Below are 13,129 nucleotides of genomic sequence, written 5' to 3'. Positions count from 1 at the left end.
AACAGGAGAATATTTTGCGCGACTATCTAATTTATCGGCGGTCGAGAGCGGGCAAGTCGGCCGATCTTGAGACGCGCAGTCTCGAACGCTTCGGGGCGGCGCAAGTTTCGATCGCCGTCGAACGCCTCGAAGACCGCGACGCGGCCAGCCTCGCACGCGATCCTAGTAACCTCATTGCTCCCGTTATGCCGACGCGTCTTATCGCACCTGTCCGGACCGATATCAGCCTTTCAGGCGAAGGGCCTGGAACCGTCGATCACCCTTGGGGCATTGCGGCAGTCGGCGCCGATACAACCCCATTTGACGGTGCGGGCGTTCGCCTTGCCGTCCTCGACACCGGGATCGCACGCGACCATATCGCCTTTCAGCACATCCGCTTTCTCGAACGGGATTTCAGCGGCTCGGGCGATGGCGATGTGCAAGGCCATGGCACCCACTGCGCTGGAACCATTTTCGGCAAGCTGCCGGCGGGTCGCATTGGGGTCGCGCCGGGTGTGACGGACGTGCTCATTGGCAAGGTCCTTGGCGACGACGGCAGCGGCGGGTCGGATATGTTGTTCAATGCGCTTCACTGGGTGATGCAGGAGCGTGTCCAGATCGTCAGCATGTCACTGGGCTTCGACTTTCCGGGTATGGTCGAACGCCTCGTCAAGGACGGATGGCCGCCTGCGCTCGCCACGTCAGTGGGGCTCGAAGCTTATGGGGGCAATCTCCGGATGTTCGATGCTCTGATGCAGGAGATGCGCGCTCGCGCCCCGTTTGGTGGTACGCCCTTAGTCGTAGCGGCGGCAGGCAATGAAAGCCGGCGGAGTGTCGACGCGCAATATCGAATTGCGGCTTCCTTGCCGGCAGCGGCACACGACGTCATTTCCGTCGCCGCGCTTCGTCAAGATGGTGACGGTCAAGATGGTGACGGTTATGCCGTCGCGGATTTTTCGAACAGTCAGCCCATCGTCTCCGCGCCGGGTCAGGACATCCTCTCGGCGGAGCCTGACGGCGGCCTTGTCAGCCTGAGTGGAACTTCCATGGCCTGTCCGCATGTAGCTGGTGTCGCCGCTCTTTGGTGGCAGAAATTGGGAAACCGGGCAAATGCGGCCAGCGTCGCTGCACGGCTTCGCGCATCGTGCCGAATGAATCAGCTTCGCGGCACCGACCCGAGCGATGTCGGCGAGGGTCTGGTCACAGCGCCAGCTGACTGAGGGAGGCGTGGGGTGAAGATTCTCTATATCGCAGGCAATCCGGCGGATGCGCCGTCTCTACAGATTCAGAACGAAATCCAACTGTTGCAGCATGAACTGAACCGTGTGCCGACTAGCGAAAGCTTGGAGCTCATGGTTCATCCCGACCTCCAGTTTGATCAGCTTGTCGGTGTTCTAGGTCAGTTCAAGCCTGGCATCCTGCATTTGTCAGCACATGGGCGGGACGATGCCATTCTTTTCGCGCAGCGCGAGAAGGGGCATGTCGTTCTTGATGCTAGAAGGCTCGGTCAGATCCTGACGGCATTGAAGTTGCGGCCTCGTCTTATCATCCTCAACGCTTGTCGGTCTGAAACAATGGCAGGGGAACTGGCCGAGTTTGCCGACTTCGTTATTGGGACGGACGCGCCGATCACAAATGTCGGCGCACGTCAATTCGCGGGTACTCTCTACAATCGGCTGGCGAACGGCGATACCCTCGCCGATGCATACACGACTGCATCCGCCGTTCTTGGTACTTTCGACGATGATCAAGTGCGCTCGAAGCTCTTTTCGTCAGGAGGCGAGGATCGCGCGGCAGCGACTTGGCTGGTTGACCGGTTTCGCATTGTTGCGCGCTTTCCCTTGATCGATCGTTGGCTCCAGCACCAGTATCGCGAGCCGCGCGATGGCTTCGAAGAACACTACCCAGAGGTGCAATTCGGCGTTGCTGGCGTACCCGCTGCATCCCGACTCACCCAGATTCTCACCGATGACGACGAAATCAAGATCAGCAAGAAAGAGAGTCTCGCGGACGCACGGGGCTGGATGACGGCGGACGAGCCTTCCGGAGGAGAAATCTGGTTCGAGCCTGTATACCGTTATTATGGCGACATGCGCTGGTATGCATCGACCATTCCCGCAAAGCTTCGCATCGACACGGCGACAGCAACAACTGTTGCGGCTCTCACCCGTTATTATTTCATGGAATGCTGGCAGGGCAAGCTGCCACCCGCGATGGCTATGCTCATTCGAGAAGCGGTCTTAAATCTTGAGCGAAATAATGGATCTCGTAGGTTGGCTGGTGCAGCTGCGGCAACGCCTTCCACTCATAGAAATGGTCGGTGATTAGGATAGTGGCTTATGCCGATCGGGTGGAAGCCACCAAAAATCCTGCTCTGGGAGTCGGGCGCGGTGGGGAAGAGGGGGCAGACGAAAATGCCGGTTCGATCGCATCGACGTAGCAGCAGGGCTTCTCGAACGGCTAGGCGCGCGGCCCCGCGTCAGAGCCCTTCTTCTCGTAGAACATCGGATTGATGGCAGGCCATTTGAACTTCGCGGTGTCGACGCGCAGCTTTTCGAGCTCGCCGAGGGCACCGGGGAAATGCTTCTCGAAGAGCGCGAACAGGAGATTGTAGATGTGAAAGGTGAGCTCAAAGCTACCTTCAAACAAGATGAAAGCAGTATGGAGCGAAACCCGTTCATGCTCGATCGTTGCTTCATCATCGCCGTTGACGAGCCGAAAAGCCTTGAACTTGCTGTCCTGGAGCATCGACAGCGCAGCACCGTGCAGGATCGCGTGACGCTTTTCGCCCAGTGTCGCCGTCAGTGAATGAATCTGGAGCAGTTCGCCGCGATAGGGCAACAGTTCGGGCTGATCGCGCATTGCAACAAAGATGGCTGAGAGCTTGGCGCCAAGCGGAACCGGATGTCGCTTTCGCTTAGGTGCGTTAGGGAGGTTATCGATGAGGCCGATCAGCATGTCGAGCCCGAGCTCGACATGCGCCCAAACGAGCGCGATGGCGCCCACGGCAAGAACCATTTCTTGCGTGTCTCCCGGGACCTTCTTCGCCATCGCGCTAAATGGCTTAAAACTCATCGACCCTCCGTTCTCATCCAATTCGCTTCGCTTGGTCCGCCACGTCGAGTAATCGCGCGGCGTTTCGTCTTCAGTAAGAGGATGCCGAGTTCGCAGCGCACATATCACATGCCTATGTCCGCTTTTCTGAAATCTTGCCCAAATGCGGACCGTCTCTAAGCGGCCAAGGGCGGCTATGGCGCGCTCATGCGTAACAAAGCAGCTGGGCTTTGATTTCGCGTGGTGGAGCGCAGCGGGGCACGTCAATCTTTACTGCACGACAGCCTGTTGATTGAGTCCAAAGCTTCCCTGTTTCGCTGCTCAGTAGCCCAATATTTCAAGGGAATTCGCACATCTCTGCGGGCGCTCAGCCGGCGAGATGCACGCAGGCGTTCAACAAGTAGCACCCACCAGTTCATAGTCGGAGCTATAGCGCAGGCGTCCCGAGTCGAGGCTCAGGGTCGTCTTGTGAGCATCTCCGTCTTCGAGATCTACAACCTCGATTTGATCGCCGACGATCTGGGCAGTCTGCGTCCAGAACACCGTAGGCTGCCCGGAGCGAATACGGCGGTTCCGAATCTGCTCGCCATCAACGGAGCGCTCCAGCACATAGTCGCCGAAGTCGATTTTGATCGTTCGCCCGGGATTGGACCAGCACCGCGTAGTTTTAAGACCCGACAGTCGTCGATAGCCAGCCATATGAGCCAGAAGGAATTGCGGCAGCGAGCCTGGCGTTGCCGTACGGCGGATCGTGTAGTTCGCAGTCGGTTCGGCTCGGAGTACAGCGATGGTATACATGTCACCCCAGGCTGGAATCGTCTCGATCTCGACCTCTCCCTTTCCCCAGCTTTCCGCAACGACGTTGCCGCCTGGGTCGCGGATCTGAATTTCGAACGCCCTCTCGTTAGACGACCGCAGCACCACCCGTTGTTGATCGCCCGGCAGCGTAACGAAGGTGTAGAGATCAGCGCGGTCGGGCTGTCCGGGTCCGCTCCGAACTTCCTTGCTATTCTCGATCATTCGAACGCCGTCGGGCATCGCCGATTGAGCAATAGTCGGCGAAGGCGCCAGCAGAAGCGCGGCAACAACAATCATTACATTTAGCCGGATCATTGCGCTCTTCCCCGCTTCCGTAGCTCATGGAGCATCTCGCTCGTTGCCGCTTCCGTTTCTGCCTTGAGACGTGCGTTATTCGCAAGGAGCCGGGTTCTGGTCGCGGCATCTTCCCGTTGCCGCTCTCTCACCTTCTCGTCCCACCCGGGTTCGATCGGCGGCTTGATTGAGCCAAGCACAAGAAAGCCACCGCCTTGGTGTCCCGTGCCGCTCCGCGCCGGCTGAACTGGCAGTGCAGCTACGTTGATCGGTTTGAACCAGCCGGCACTGATCAGTGTCGCCTGTGGGGCGGCCTGCCATTGACCAAGAAGGGCGCTAGCGCGTTCAACCATGTTGGTGTCCATAGACCCATCGGACAGCTCGACGGCATGCACGCGGCAATCGACTCCAAAATTGTCGCCGACGTCGTAGTTGCTCCTGATGTAGTTCTGAAACGCGCGGTCGAGCGCCCGCTGGTACTCCTTCATGTCATTCCCGTCGCCATCGACCCGATCAACAACGAGTTCAGGGACTACAAAGGTTTTGCTCCCGTGAAGCGCGCGACAAGCAATCTGGACTTGCTCTGGACGAGCATGGGCCGGACTAGCCAGAACAACAAACCCAACAAGAACCGCAAGTTTAGCCCACATGCCTGCCCCTCTTCGCGTCCTACCCCAGTAAACAGCGCTCATATTCAAGAGGCGAAGACCTTTGACAAGTAATATCCCTTGCGCGTCGCTCGAGCAGTAATGCTGTCAAGGACAGCTATCACCTTCTTGCTCGCGTAAGTTGCCGGGCCGCAATCGGCCAGAGGTCGTCAATCCATCCTTTCATCGAAATGCGCTACGCCGCGGCGGCGAGGTGCGGGGCAATCCAACCGAACGCTCCAGCGGCTCTGCGGCGAACTACTCATCCGTACCCATATGAAAACGGTGGCCATCGAGAACTGGCCGGAAATGATCCGCCTCGCCGGCTTCGCGTCTGCCCTGTCTTCATCTTGGAGAACCACGAATTTCAATCGTTCTGCCACTTGAAACTTTGTTCTTCATGGCACGCATTTCGGGAATGCGCTGAGCGAAGGAACTAACCTAGGTTAAAGCCGTTTCCTTATCACCACCGGCCAGACCGAGCCAACGGTGGCTGAGAGACGGTTCCGCGCTCCCGCTCCGGGAGCCTTGGTATGTTTCAAGCAAAAGCGATTCTGATCGTCGAAGACGAACCGTTCGTGGCTCTCGAGCTCTCAGATGCGATCACGAGCCTGGGCGGCATCGTCATGGGACCTTACCCGCTGGTCAGCGAAGCGCTCGCGATGCTTGAAATCTCCGTTGTCGCCGGCGCGATCCTCGATGTGCAATTGCAGGATCGTGACATTACGCCGGTGGCTCTGCATCTTGCCGGATCGAAAACGCCGCTCGTGTTCCATACGGGCACTGGCTTGCCCCCGGATTTGGCGCAGCAATTCTTCGAGCCTGCGCTCGTTATGAAGCCGATGCCTGCCGGAGCTGTCGTCAAACGTCTCTGGGACGAGATGCAGAAGGCCAGCTCCTACACGCGCGACTGATGCAGACTGGAGACTAGGGGCACGGTGGTGTCTGGCTGCTGGCGGCGGAATCGATGCAGGGTGATGTCGCGCGACTGCCCAGTCATTGAGCAGATCAACTCTTCGGCAGCTTCAGCTCCCGCGGCCCCTCGGGATGCAGATAGGCCGAGCTGAAGCCGGCCAGACGGATCATTTCCGGCCAGTTCTCGATGGTCACCGTTCTCATATGGGTCCGGATCAGTCGTTCGCCGCGGAGCCATTGTAGCGTGCGGTTGAGATGGACCGGCGTTATTCCCAGCGCGTCCGACAGGTCCGACTGACTGATCGGGAGCTCGAACCCGTCATTGACGAGCTGGTCCGCGGCGCGGAATTTATAGGCGAACTCAAGCAGCAGATGCGCCGTTCGCTCACGCGAATTGCGCCTTCCGACATTGACCGTCCACTCGCGAAAAATCGCGGCATCGATCAACGTGTCGAACCATAGGGCCCTGCCGATCTCGGGATAGTCGGCAGACGTCTGCAATATATCCCGATGGCTGATTGCAACAACGGTCGTCGGTGCGTGGGTACGGATTCCGTGATCGGCAACAACAACCAGAGCCGATGAGAGATCGACCATGTCGCCGGCAATGTGGAACGACACAATCTGCCGGGCGCCACTTCGCAGTGTCTTGTAGCGACTGACGAGTCCATCGGCGACAAAGCAGCAATGCTCGGGCCGGTCGCCCTCGCGCACGATATCCTGATAGATTCCATATTCGCGGGTGCGGGTCGGCAGCGCCATGATCGCTTTCCGGCCAGCCACCGAAAGCGGACCGCGCCGTTCCAGCTTGGCAACATATAAACTCATGTCGGATCGGATAGACATCGCGCGCTCCCCAGGCGGGAGCGCGAGCCTGTCTCTCTGCCACCGAGTGCCGTGGCGTGGGCGGTGGTACTGATCGTGTACACTGTCCGAAGTTAAGAAGTAACCCAGGTTACCGAAGTTTCGATGGCTCTCGGCATCTACCGATGCATTTTGCGATTCAACACTACATGCTTTGTCTCGCAACGTTCGGAAGCGCGAAAGCTCGTACAACTGCTGGATTGAACACATGCCACTCTACTATTTCAACGTTCAAAACGATTTGTTTTCTGAGGATTTAGAGGGATTGGAGTTGGCGGATTTTGCGGCTGCTCGGGTCCACGCGGTAGCGGGCGCGCGGGGCATTGCGGCAGAAACCGTGATCGAGGGACATCTCGACCGGCAGCATTACGTTGAGATTCTCGATGCGGCGCGGCGTTCGATCGCCAAAGTCAATTTTGGCGACGTGATCGAAATTCGTTGACTGAAGTTTCGGTTCTCGGAAAGCGGTCCGCGCAAAAAATTATATGCGCTATAATCTAGGTTAGACTGGCTGTTCTTTGCAGAATTTATGCTTCGTCGGCAGGTGGCACGATGGAGGCTTCCCATGACGCAAGGAAAAGGTTCGATCTGGCCGGCCGTCATTGCGGCAGAAGACGAATATGGTGAGGGTGCTGAAGAATATGCCCGGCGCGAGGCGCGAATAGCCGCCGCAGCCGGAATGGCAAATGAAGCCAGGAGATGGCTTGCCGTGGCCGATGAGCTTCATACGCTTCACTCAATCAATCAGCGTTGGGCGCGGCCGGCACGGGAAACACGGCCCGTATCAGCTTTCGCCAATCGCGCGCCAAAAGCCGTCTGACTGCTGCCGGCCAATACCTTCGTCCTATCCGCGTGGGAATGGCCAGCTGGATCGAGGTCAGCGTACGCGAGGATCGCGCGCTGTAAAATTACGCGCTTGAAGATTCCAGTCTGGTCCGCTCGAATGTCGAACTGAGTTTCGCGGCCTTTGGAGCCGCTATACGGGAGCGAAAATAAAATGACCGAAGGCGTCAATCTTGCTGCGATCGAGGAAATTCGGTTGCTTAAAGCACGTTATCTGCGCGCACTCGATACGAAGGACTGGCCCTTGTTGCGCAGCCTGTTGACCGACGACATGGTCGGCGACTTTCGCGAAATGCCAGGCGGCCTACCGGACGAGAAATTGCTCACGACCGGCGCCGATGCCTTCGTGGCGGGGGTCGCCGCAGAGCTCCACGAGGCCACGACTGTCCATCATGTCCACAGCTTTGAAATCCGTTTCACCGGCGCGCGCGACGCCGAGGGCATCTGGGCGATGGACGATCATTTCTGGGCGGGCGAGGGTAGCGATCTTGCCGGTCGGTCGCGCCACGGCTTCGGGCATTATCATGACTGCTATCGCAAGGCGAGCGGGCGCTGGCTAATCGCCAAGACTCGGCTCAGCCGCATCCGGGTCGTGCGCGACTGACGCCCGGTTCGCTTCATTCGGCTATCGGCGAATGGCTGGTGGAAGGCACATTCCGGGTCAGTGGCGATTAGCCATATTCCGACAATTCGAGCAGCTATCGGACGGGACCAAAAAAGACACCCACCTGATCGAAACCGGGCGGGCATCAGATGAAGATCTCTGGTTTCCTGAAAGGAAGAGCTCTCCTGGGTCGCACAGCGCAGTTACGGGGTCCAACCTACCGAGAATTGTACGGCAACGCCAAAAGGAATTCGGCTGTGCAATTATCCGGAACGGGTTACGGGAATTATTCCACATTGTGCCGCAGCGCGCATGTCGTGCGCCGTAGACGCATAGAACGGGCTGCCCGCTCTTTACCGATTTTTAGTCGACCAACTGACCGGCCGTAACCGGTCATTTCCGCTTATTCCTGCCACTTCGTTTTGCTTGTGGCCGACAGTCATTCGATCAACGCAGTATCGATCATGGCTCGATAAATTATTCCGATTTCGTCTTTGGCAAAGTGGCCACCCGCAAGCGCGGCAGCACTGACCATCTCCGCGTCGGGTTCGTGAAGAGCCATGATCGCCGCCCGGGCCTCTGGGAGATAGTCTTGCCAAAGCGACTTGCCGCCCATCGTCGCATCGGGCGGATTTCCATCCAACTCGCAAAGTGCGCGGGCGACTCGCTCTAGGCAGTAGGTCATGACGCAAGCATAGCATAGAACCCCACACGGATATGGTGGGATTGCGGTGTTTCTCACGATCCCACCAGATCCGATTCAGTGCTCGGATATCGGTAACTTTCCAGAATTTCGATCTTTCACTACAGCCGCCCAATGGCGAGACGCTCAACCATTGCAGAACGTGTCGAAGCGCTCATCCGGCGAATGGAAGGAACGCCACTCTGCGACGAATGCATCGCGGACCGGCTCGACCTTTCTTCCATTGCCCAAGCGAGCGTCGCGACCGGCGCGGCAGCGGGTACCGGAGGTTTTGAACGGACCAAGGGTCCGTGCGGCCTGTGCGGCGAGCCGCGACCGGTCATTCGTCACAAGGGCTGAACTTGGTACTTTCGCCGCGGGCAGATAGAGCGCGGCTGAATTGAGCGTACTCTGACGCCGACAGGCGGCGCCAGGGGCCGCGTGTTGTTTTGGGCCGCGCAGCGCACTTGGCTCGGTCACCTTGCCGGACGGCGGCTGGCCCACAGGCCCGCGCGCACGCCGTCCGGCTGAGGCCTCGCCAAGAGCGCGTTTGTCTTTGGGCGCTTCGCGCAGTTCTATGATGCTTTGTGATAAATACGGGGTTTGAACCGATCGGTCGGCCGCATTACGGATTCGTGATGATGTTCAGCCCGTTCCTGCTCGCTACGGTCGTACCGGCCGGCCAATCCTTCGCCTCTACCCCCGTCGCGGTCTGGGATGGCGACGGCCGATCTGGTGTGCGGAAGGTCCACATGTTCACCTTTCCGGCGTTGCTGCACGCGAAATGAACGGCAGCTGCAGTCCGGGGCATCCCTGTCCGGACGCCGATGCGGTTGCGGCGCGTGATCATCTGGTCGGCCTGCTCGGGGAACCGCAGGGGCGGAACCGGACCGGCCATATCCTTGTTCGCGGTCCGGCTATGCGCTGCGTCTCGCGTGGCGGGGCCGGCGGCACCCGCACCGCCGCCTTCTGCACCTCGCCCCGTTCCGGCGATATCTCCTGCGCCATGGTCCGCAGCGGTCTTGCCGCGCGCTGGGACAAATATTGGGGCGCGCATCGCTGCGACTGATCCGGACCGGATCGGGCCCGCGGATCGGGTGGGCGGGCCTTGGCGTGCGGCGCTGACAGTTGAATGGACGTGGCGGCAGTTGTCTCCGTTGCTCAAAGCCACCCCCTCCTGTCGCCCTTCTGCGGGCCCGGCTCGCCTCTGGCCGTCAACCCCATGCGGGGTTCGCCCTCGCGTTCCGCTCGGTGACGGCAGCTCGCGGTCCCTTCTTCTGGCGCCATCGGGGATGTCCCCCGAGCAACCGAAGGAGAAAATCCATGCCCACAATCGCCAACCTCAACGTCAAGCCCGACGGCAGCTTCGAAGGCACGCTTGCCACCCTCAACGTCACTGCGCCGATCGCTATCGTGCCGAACGGTCGCAAGACCAAGGAAAACGAGCCCGATTATCGCATCCTCAGCCGCAAGAATGGCTTCGAGCTTGGTGCCGGCTGGACCCGCACCTCGCAGAACAACGGCGCCGAATATGTGTCGGTGACGATGTCGGCCCCCGAGTTCGGGACGATCTACGGCAATGTCGCCAACGCACCCGGCGACGATCCGATGAAGAAGGTCATCATCTGGAACCCGCCGGCCTGACGGGTTCTCCGGCTCCGCCTTCGGGCGGAGCCGATTATTTCCACCACGTGAAGGCGGTCCTGTAGGCCGCCTTTTTCTTTCTTCACGTCGATCTACCTGGCTGAGCGTCATGTTGGTTGTCGGGACCGGCGAACAGGCGTCTCTCCTTTTCGGCGATTGGGGGGCAACGAATGAATAGCGTCGCGCGATTTGCGAACGGAAGAAAATCATCAGGTCTGCGACGCAGAAGGGTCAGCGAGGGGGCCGGGACGCGGCGGCGAACCGGGGGCAAGTGGGGCGTGGGGCACTGCCGCATGGGAGCGGGCCATCCGCGCTCTCGATTGCCGCTATTCCCTTGGCCGAGGCCAGGCCTCCTTCAATCAACCCGTGAAGGGTCCCCACGCTTCGCTCGGGCCGCGGCTTCGCGCGCGGTGATTGCGGCCTGTCCCCGTCCGGCGGGGCGCCTGTCGAGCGGGAATGGCCCGCTCCCAACACAGGAGCCTATCCCATGCCGCTTTCCACCGCCCAATCGCTCGGCTGGAACCTCGCCCGGACCATGATGACCATCATCATCCTCATCGAGACCAGCGCCGGATATTCGGTCATGCCGCTCGACGAATTCGACGGCGACCCTGAAACGATCGTTTGCGAATATGATCCGTTCAACCGCTAAGTCACTGGATTTAGGTCCAGTCTGGGGCCGGTTCGGGTTCGACCCCGAGCCGGCTTTTGCTATACTCGGCCTGCAGAATGCGCTGTGGAGGTGGTGGTGGGCGCGTCCGATGGGAGGACGTCCATGACCCTGATGCTGATCCTTGGCGCGGTTGCCGCATGTTATTGTCTGCTTCTGCTCTTTCGCTGCGCGACATATGCGCTGCCGGTTTTCGCCGGGCTTGGCCTGGTCTTCACGCTTCGGGACCATGGTTTCGGCTGGTCGGTCATTGTGGTGGCGGGACTGCTCGCGGGGATCTCCCTTCATGCCCTTGGCCGACACCTGACGCGCAGTTCTGCTCCGCTCGCCGTCCGGCTCGGCGTCATCCTGATGTTCGTAGGCGCTGCCGCTGCTGCCGGCTTTCAGGCTGGAGCTGCGCTCTCGGCGTTGGCCGACCTCGATCCGTTTACGCAGCGCAGCTTATCCATCCTTATCGGCCTCGTTACCGGTCATGCCAGTTGGCGTGATCTCCGGTCGCTTGAACGTGGAATCGAGCCACCGGCGCTGCACGGCTAGGCGCTCACCCGCCCTTATGCTTCTTCGCTTCCCGACCGACCGGCAACGCATCCGTCCGCCGATCCGCACCATTACGGCCTCTCGAAATGCGCCATCTGTCAGCGCGCCGCTTCGCTGACCAGGCTTGGTGCAACCGCGCCTTTTCGACTTTCTTCCCCCGGCGTGCCGCCGTTCCTCGCGAAACAAGAAAGCCGAACGGCGCGGTCCTTCGCTTCGCTGCGGGCCTGCGGCTGCACCGCCGGTTCCCCGCTGACAACCGATGCGCATCGAGGCCGCGATGGTGCGGCCCGAACCAAGGAAGGAATGCGACATGGCCAAGATCGGCACGTTTAAGAAAGTATCCGGAGAATTTCGAGGTCAGATCACCACCCTCTCGGTGCAGGCGAAAGCGGTTCGCATCGCACCCGAAAAAGACCCGAGCGGCAATGCGCCCAGCCACCGCGTTTTCGTCGGCGACGTCGAAGTCGGCGCGGCCTGGGAAAAGCAGACGCAGGACAAGCGGCCTTATCTGTCGGTCAAGCTCGACGACCCGAGTTTCACCGCCCCGATCTTCGCGCAATTGTTCGCGAGTGAAGGCGACGAGCATGACCTGGTCTGGAGCCGCCAGACCCGCCGCGGCGACTGAGCCGCAAGGGTCCCGCCCGGCAGCTGCCGGGCGGGATACCCATAAATGGGGATGGGCATCCCCGCGCCTTGGAATTGGCGCATGCCCGCATTTCGCCAACGCTTCGGCCTCCCTGGAGGCTGTTATGGCGGTGGAGAAGACGGCAGAAAGCAAGCGGGCGCTGCGCCTCGACTTTCCCGGCTATGCCCAGGAATTTCTGCGCCGCAGCCCGCACTATCGCCGTTCCTATGACAGCGTGATGTCGGATCGCCACGCCGATCCGGCGTCGCAGGAGGTTATGGCCCGGCGATGGGGCCTCTGCTTTCCCGGCCGATCCGCGTCTTTCTGCGGCTGCAGCACCCGCCTTCTGGGATGCTGCGGTCTGCCCCTATGTCGTGATCTTCGACGCTGCGCCGCGCGGGATTGCGGCTGAACCGCACTTCGATCCGGCTCGCTTGACGCATCGCCTTGGCTACCGGGCGTCGCTTGGGGGCGGTCATTATATACTCGGCGACGGCTCCATCTGGCAACGGATCTGGCTGCGCTGCGATCCGGCGATTGTTCCGCTCGCTGCCCTGATTTTGTGCGATGCCATGACCGAGACGCGCCTGCTGGCGGTGTCCAATCTTGAACGTTGGCTGCGCGGCATAACGCCCGCTTCGCCAGTCGGCTGGCCGACCTCTTACCAATCGCAGCGCCTCGATCTGTTGCTGTCGATTCTCGACCTTCGCGGCGAACGGGATGCGACCAGCCATGAGGTCGCGCGTCGGCTCATCTATCCGCGCCTGGATGTGGGCCGCGGCGCTGCGTGGAAATCCTCGCCCGAACGACGCCGAACCCAGCGCCTGATCCGCGAAGCCGAGGCGCTGGCGGCGGGCGGTTATCGCGCGCTGCTGGCAGGCCGGGCGGGGCGACAAAAATAGCACCGCAATTCAGCCGCTCCCCGCGAGGCCGCTTTCGCGCCACCACGCGACATCGCCCGCCGGCCCGCGCT

18 protein-coding genes are annotated in these 13,129 nt (G+C 60.4%); 13 read left to right on the top strand and 5 right to left on the bottom strand.

Translation table 11 applies throughout. From position 1 onward, the window contains the following. Window positions 1–14 precede the first annotated feature (14 nt). Window positions 15–1,199 carry a S8 family peptidase gene (locus tag VFG17_RS01580; protein ID WP_325027728.1) on the top strand — a complete coding sequence of 395 codons (1,185 nt, stop codon included), beginning with the start codon at window positions 15–17 and terminating at the stop codon, window positions 1,197–1,199. Window positions 1,200–1,211: 12 nt separating this feature from the next. After that, entirely contained in the window at window positions 1,212–2,303 is a 1,092-nt protein-coding gene (locus tag VFG17_RS01575) for a CHAT domain-containing protein (protein ID WP_325027727.1), read from the top strand. Between the two features lie 136 nt (window positions 2,304–2,439). Here VFG17_RS01575 and VFG17_RS01570 read toward each other — a convergent pair whose 3' ends face one another. The 3 genes from VFG17_RS01570 to VFG17_RS01560 form a co-directional block, all read right to left on the bottom strand. Then, window positions 2,440–3,054: a hypothetical protein gene (locus tag VFG17_RS01570; protein ID WP_325027726.1), complete on the bottom strand. Its 615-nt coding sequence runs from the start codon at window positions 3,052–3,054 to the stop codon at window positions 2,440–2,442. A gap of 372 nt (window positions 3,055–3,426) precedes the next feature. Next, window positions 3,427–4,146, bottom strand: coding sequence for a hypothetical protein (locus VFG17_RS01565; protein ID WP_325027725.1), 720 nt, complete (start codon window positions 4,144–4,146; stop codon window positions 3,427–3,429). Beyond that, window positions 4,143–4,775: a hypothetical protein gene (locus tag VFG17_RS01560; RefSeq protein ID WP_325027724.1), complete on the bottom strand. Its 633-nt coding sequence runs from the start codon at window positions 4,773–4,775 to the stop codon at window positions 4,143–4,145. Before VFG17_RS01560 ends, VFG17_RS01565 begins: the two co-directional genes overlap by 4 nt. Before the next feature lie 530 nt (window positions 4,776–5,305). On the opposite strand from VFG17_RS01560, the gene VFG17_RS01555 reads away from it, so the two are divergent. Further along, window positions 5,306–5,686 carry a response regulator gene (locus VFG17_RS01555; protein ID WP_325027723.1) on the top strand — a complete coding sequence of 127 codons (381 nt, stop codon included), beginning with the start codon at window positions 5,306–5,308 and terminating at the stop codon, window positions 5,684–5,686. 94 nt (window positions 5,687–5,780) lie between these two features. Here the strand turns inward: VFG17_RS01555 and VFG17_RS01550 are convergent, their stop codons facing one another. Then, window positions 5,781–6,533, bottom strand: coding sequence for a Crp/Fnr family transcriptional regulator (locus VFG17_RS01550; RefSeq protein ID WP_325027722.1), 753 nt, complete (start codon window positions 6,531–6,533; stop codon window positions 5,781–5,783). 226 nt (window positions 6,534–6,759) lie between these two features. Here VFG17_RS01550 and VFG17_RS01545 point away from each other — a divergent pair, with 226 nt between their 5' ends. From VFG17_RS01545 to VFG17_RS01535, 3 genes are all read left to right on the top strand, one after another. Continuing rightward, window positions 6,760–6,993 carry a DUF6894 family protein gene (locus VFG17_RS01545; RefSeq protein ID WP_325027721.1) on the top strand — a complete coding sequence of 78 codons (234 nt, stop codon included), beginning with the start codon at window positions 6,760–6,762 and terminating at the stop codon, window positions 6,991–6,993. A 123-nt stretch (window positions 6,994–7,116) separates the two neighbouring features. Continuing rightward, entirely contained in the window at window positions 7,117–7,371 is a 255-nt protein-coding gene (locus tag VFG17_RS01540; protein ID WP_325027720.1) for a hypothetical protein, read from the top strand. A gap of 177 nt (window positions 7,372–7,548) precedes the next feature. Continuing rightward, window positions 7,549–7,998: a nuclear transport factor 2 family protein gene (locus VFG17_RS01535; RefSeq protein ID WP_325027719.1), complete on the top strand. Its 450-nt coding sequence runs from the start codon at window positions 7,549–7,551 to the stop codon at window positions 7,996–7,998. Between the two features lie 439 nt (window positions 7,999–8,437). On the opposite strand, the gene VFG17_RS01530 is transcribed toward VFG17_RS01535, so the two are convergent. Continuing rightward, on the bottom strand, window positions 8,438–8,683 hold the full coding sequence (locus VFG17_RS01530) for a hypothetical protein (RefSeq protein ID WP_325027718.1): 246 nt from the start codon (window positions 8,681–8,683) through the stop codon (window positions 8,438–8,440). Window positions 8,684–9,318: 635 nt separating this feature from the next. On the opposite strand from VFG17_RS01530, the gene VFG17_RS01525 reads away from it, so the two are divergent. The 7 genes from VFG17_RS01525 to VFG17_RS01495 all read left to right on the top strand — a co-directional run bounded on the left by VFG17_RS01525 (window position 9,319) and on the right by VFG17_RS01495 (window position 13,058). Further along, window positions 9,319–9,468 carry a hypothetical protein gene (locus VFG17_RS01525; protein ID WP_325027717.1) on the top strand — a complete coding sequence of 50 codons (150 nt, stop codon included), beginning with the start codon at window positions 9,319–9,321 and terminating at the stop codon, window positions 9,466–9,468. 535 nt (window positions 9,469–10,003) lie between these two features. Then, the gene (locus VFG17_RS01520; RefSeq protein ID WP_325027716.1) at window positions 10,004–10,324 is read left to right on the top strand and encodes a DUF736 domain-containing protein; all 321 of its coding nucleotides are present in this window, start codon (window positions 10,004–10,006) and stop codon (window positions 10,322–10,324) included. 487 nt (window positions 10,325–10,811) lie between these two features. Continuing rightward, window positions 10,812–10,976, top strand: a complete 165-nt coding sequence (locus VFG17_RS01515; RefSeq protein WP_325027715.1) for a hypothetical protein — start codon at window positions 10,812–10,814, stop codon at window positions 10,974–10,976. A 123-nt stretch (window positions 10,977–11,099) separates the two neighbouring features. Beyond that, a complete protein-coding gene (locus tag VFG17_RS01510) occupies window positions 11,100–11,531 on the top strand; it encodes a hypothetical protein (protein WP_325027714.1) in 432 nt (143 codons plus the stop codon). 310 nt (window positions 11,532–11,841) lie between these two features. After that, window positions 11,842–12,156, top strand: a complete 315-nt coding sequence (locus VFG17_RS01505; RefSeq protein ID WP_325027713.1) for a DUF736 domain-containing protein — start codon at window positions 11,842–11,844, stop codon at window positions 12,154–12,156. Between the two features lie 124 nt (window positions 12,157–12,280). Continuing rightward, a complete protein-coding gene (locus VFG17_RS01500; protein ID WP_325027712.1) occupies window positions 12,281–12,568 on the top strand; it encodes a transcriptional regulator domain-containing protein in 288 nt (95 codons plus the stop codon). Beyond that, window positions 12,531–13,058 carry a DUF2285 domain-containing protein gene (locus VFG17_RS01495; RefSeq protein WP_325027711.1) on the top strand — a complete coding sequence of 176 codons (528 nt, stop codon included), beginning with the start codon at window positions 12,531–12,533 and terminating at the stop codon, window positions 13,056–13,058. The genes VFG17_RS01500 and VFG17_RS01495 overlap by 38 nt, the downstream gene beginning before the upstream one ends. Window positions 13,059–13,129 lie beyond the last annotated feature (71 nt).

Origin of the sequence: Sphingopyxis sp. (assembly GCF_035686825.1) — a bacterium.
GTDB lineage: Bacteria > Pseudomonadota > Alphaproteobacteria > Sphingomonadales > Sphingomonadaceae > Sphingopyxis.
This window is presented reverse-complemented; position numbering and strand designations above follow the sequence as displayed.

Excerpts from the sequence above, each read along its gene's own strand:
- VFG17_RS01570 (WP_325027726.1), bottom strand. The coding sequence starts at position 3,054 with ATGAGTTTTAAGCCATTTAGCGCGATGGCGAAGAAGGTCCCGGGAGAC.
- VFG17_RS01565 (WP_325027725.1), bottom strand. The coding sequence starts at position 4,146 with ATGATCCGGCTAAATGTAATGATTGTTGTTGCCGCGCTTCTGCTGGCG.
- VFG17_RS01560 (WP_325027724.1), bottom strand. The coding sequence starts at position 4,775 with ATGTGGGCTAAACTTGCGGTTCTTGTTGGGTTTGTTGTTCTGGCTAGT.
- VFG17_RS01555 (WP_325027723.1), top strand. The coding sequence starts at position 5,306 with ATGTTTCAAGCAAAAGCGATTCTGATCGTCGAAGACGAACCGTTCGTG.
- VFG17_RS01550 (WP_325027722.1), bottom strand. The coding sequence starts at position 6,533 with ATGTCTATCCGATCCGACATGAGTTTATATGTTGCCAAGCTGGAACGG.
- VFG17_RS01545 (WP_325027721.1), top strand. The coding sequence starts at position 6,760 with ATGCCACTCTACTATTTCAACGTTCAAAACGATTTGTTTTCTGAGGAT.
- VFG17_RS01540 (WP_325027720.1), top strand. The coding sequence starts at position 7,117 with ATGACGCAAGGAAAAGGTTCGATCTGGCCGGCCGTCATTGCGGCAGAA.
- VFG17_RS01535 (WP_325027719.1), top strand. The coding sequence starts at position 7,549 with ATGACCGAAGGCGTCAATCTTGCTGCGATCGAGGAAATTCGGTTGCTT.
- VFG17_RS01530 (WP_325027718.1), bottom strand. The coding sequence starts at position 8,683 with ATGACCTACTGCCTAGAGCGAGTCGCCCGCGCACTTTGCGAGTTGGAT.
- VFG17_RS01525 (WP_325027717.1), top strand. The coding sequence starts at position 9,319 with ATGATGTTCAGCCCGTTCCTGCTCGCTACGGTCGTACCGGCCGGCCAA.
- VFG17_RS01520 (WP_325027716.1), top strand. The coding sequence starts at position 10,004 with ATGCCCACAATCGCCAACCTCAACGTCAAGCCCGACGGCAGCTTCGAA.
- VFG17_RS01515 (WP_325027715.1), top strand. The coding sequence starts at position 10,812 with ATGCCGCTTTCCACCGCCCAATCGCTCGGCTGGAACCTCGCCCGGACC.
- VFG17_RS01510 (WP_325027714.1), top strand. The coding sequence starts at position 11,100 with ATGACCCTGATGCTGATCCTTGGCGCGGTTGCCGCATGTTATTGTCTG.
- VFG17_RS01505 (WP_325027713.1), top strand. The coding sequence starts at position 11,842 with ATGGCCAAGATCGGCACGTTTAAGAAAGTATCCGGAGAATTTCGAGGT.
- VFG17_RS01500 (WP_325027712.1), top strand. The coding sequence starts at position 12,281 with ATGGCGGTGGAGAAGACGGCAGAAAGCAAGCGGGCGCTGCGCCTCGAC.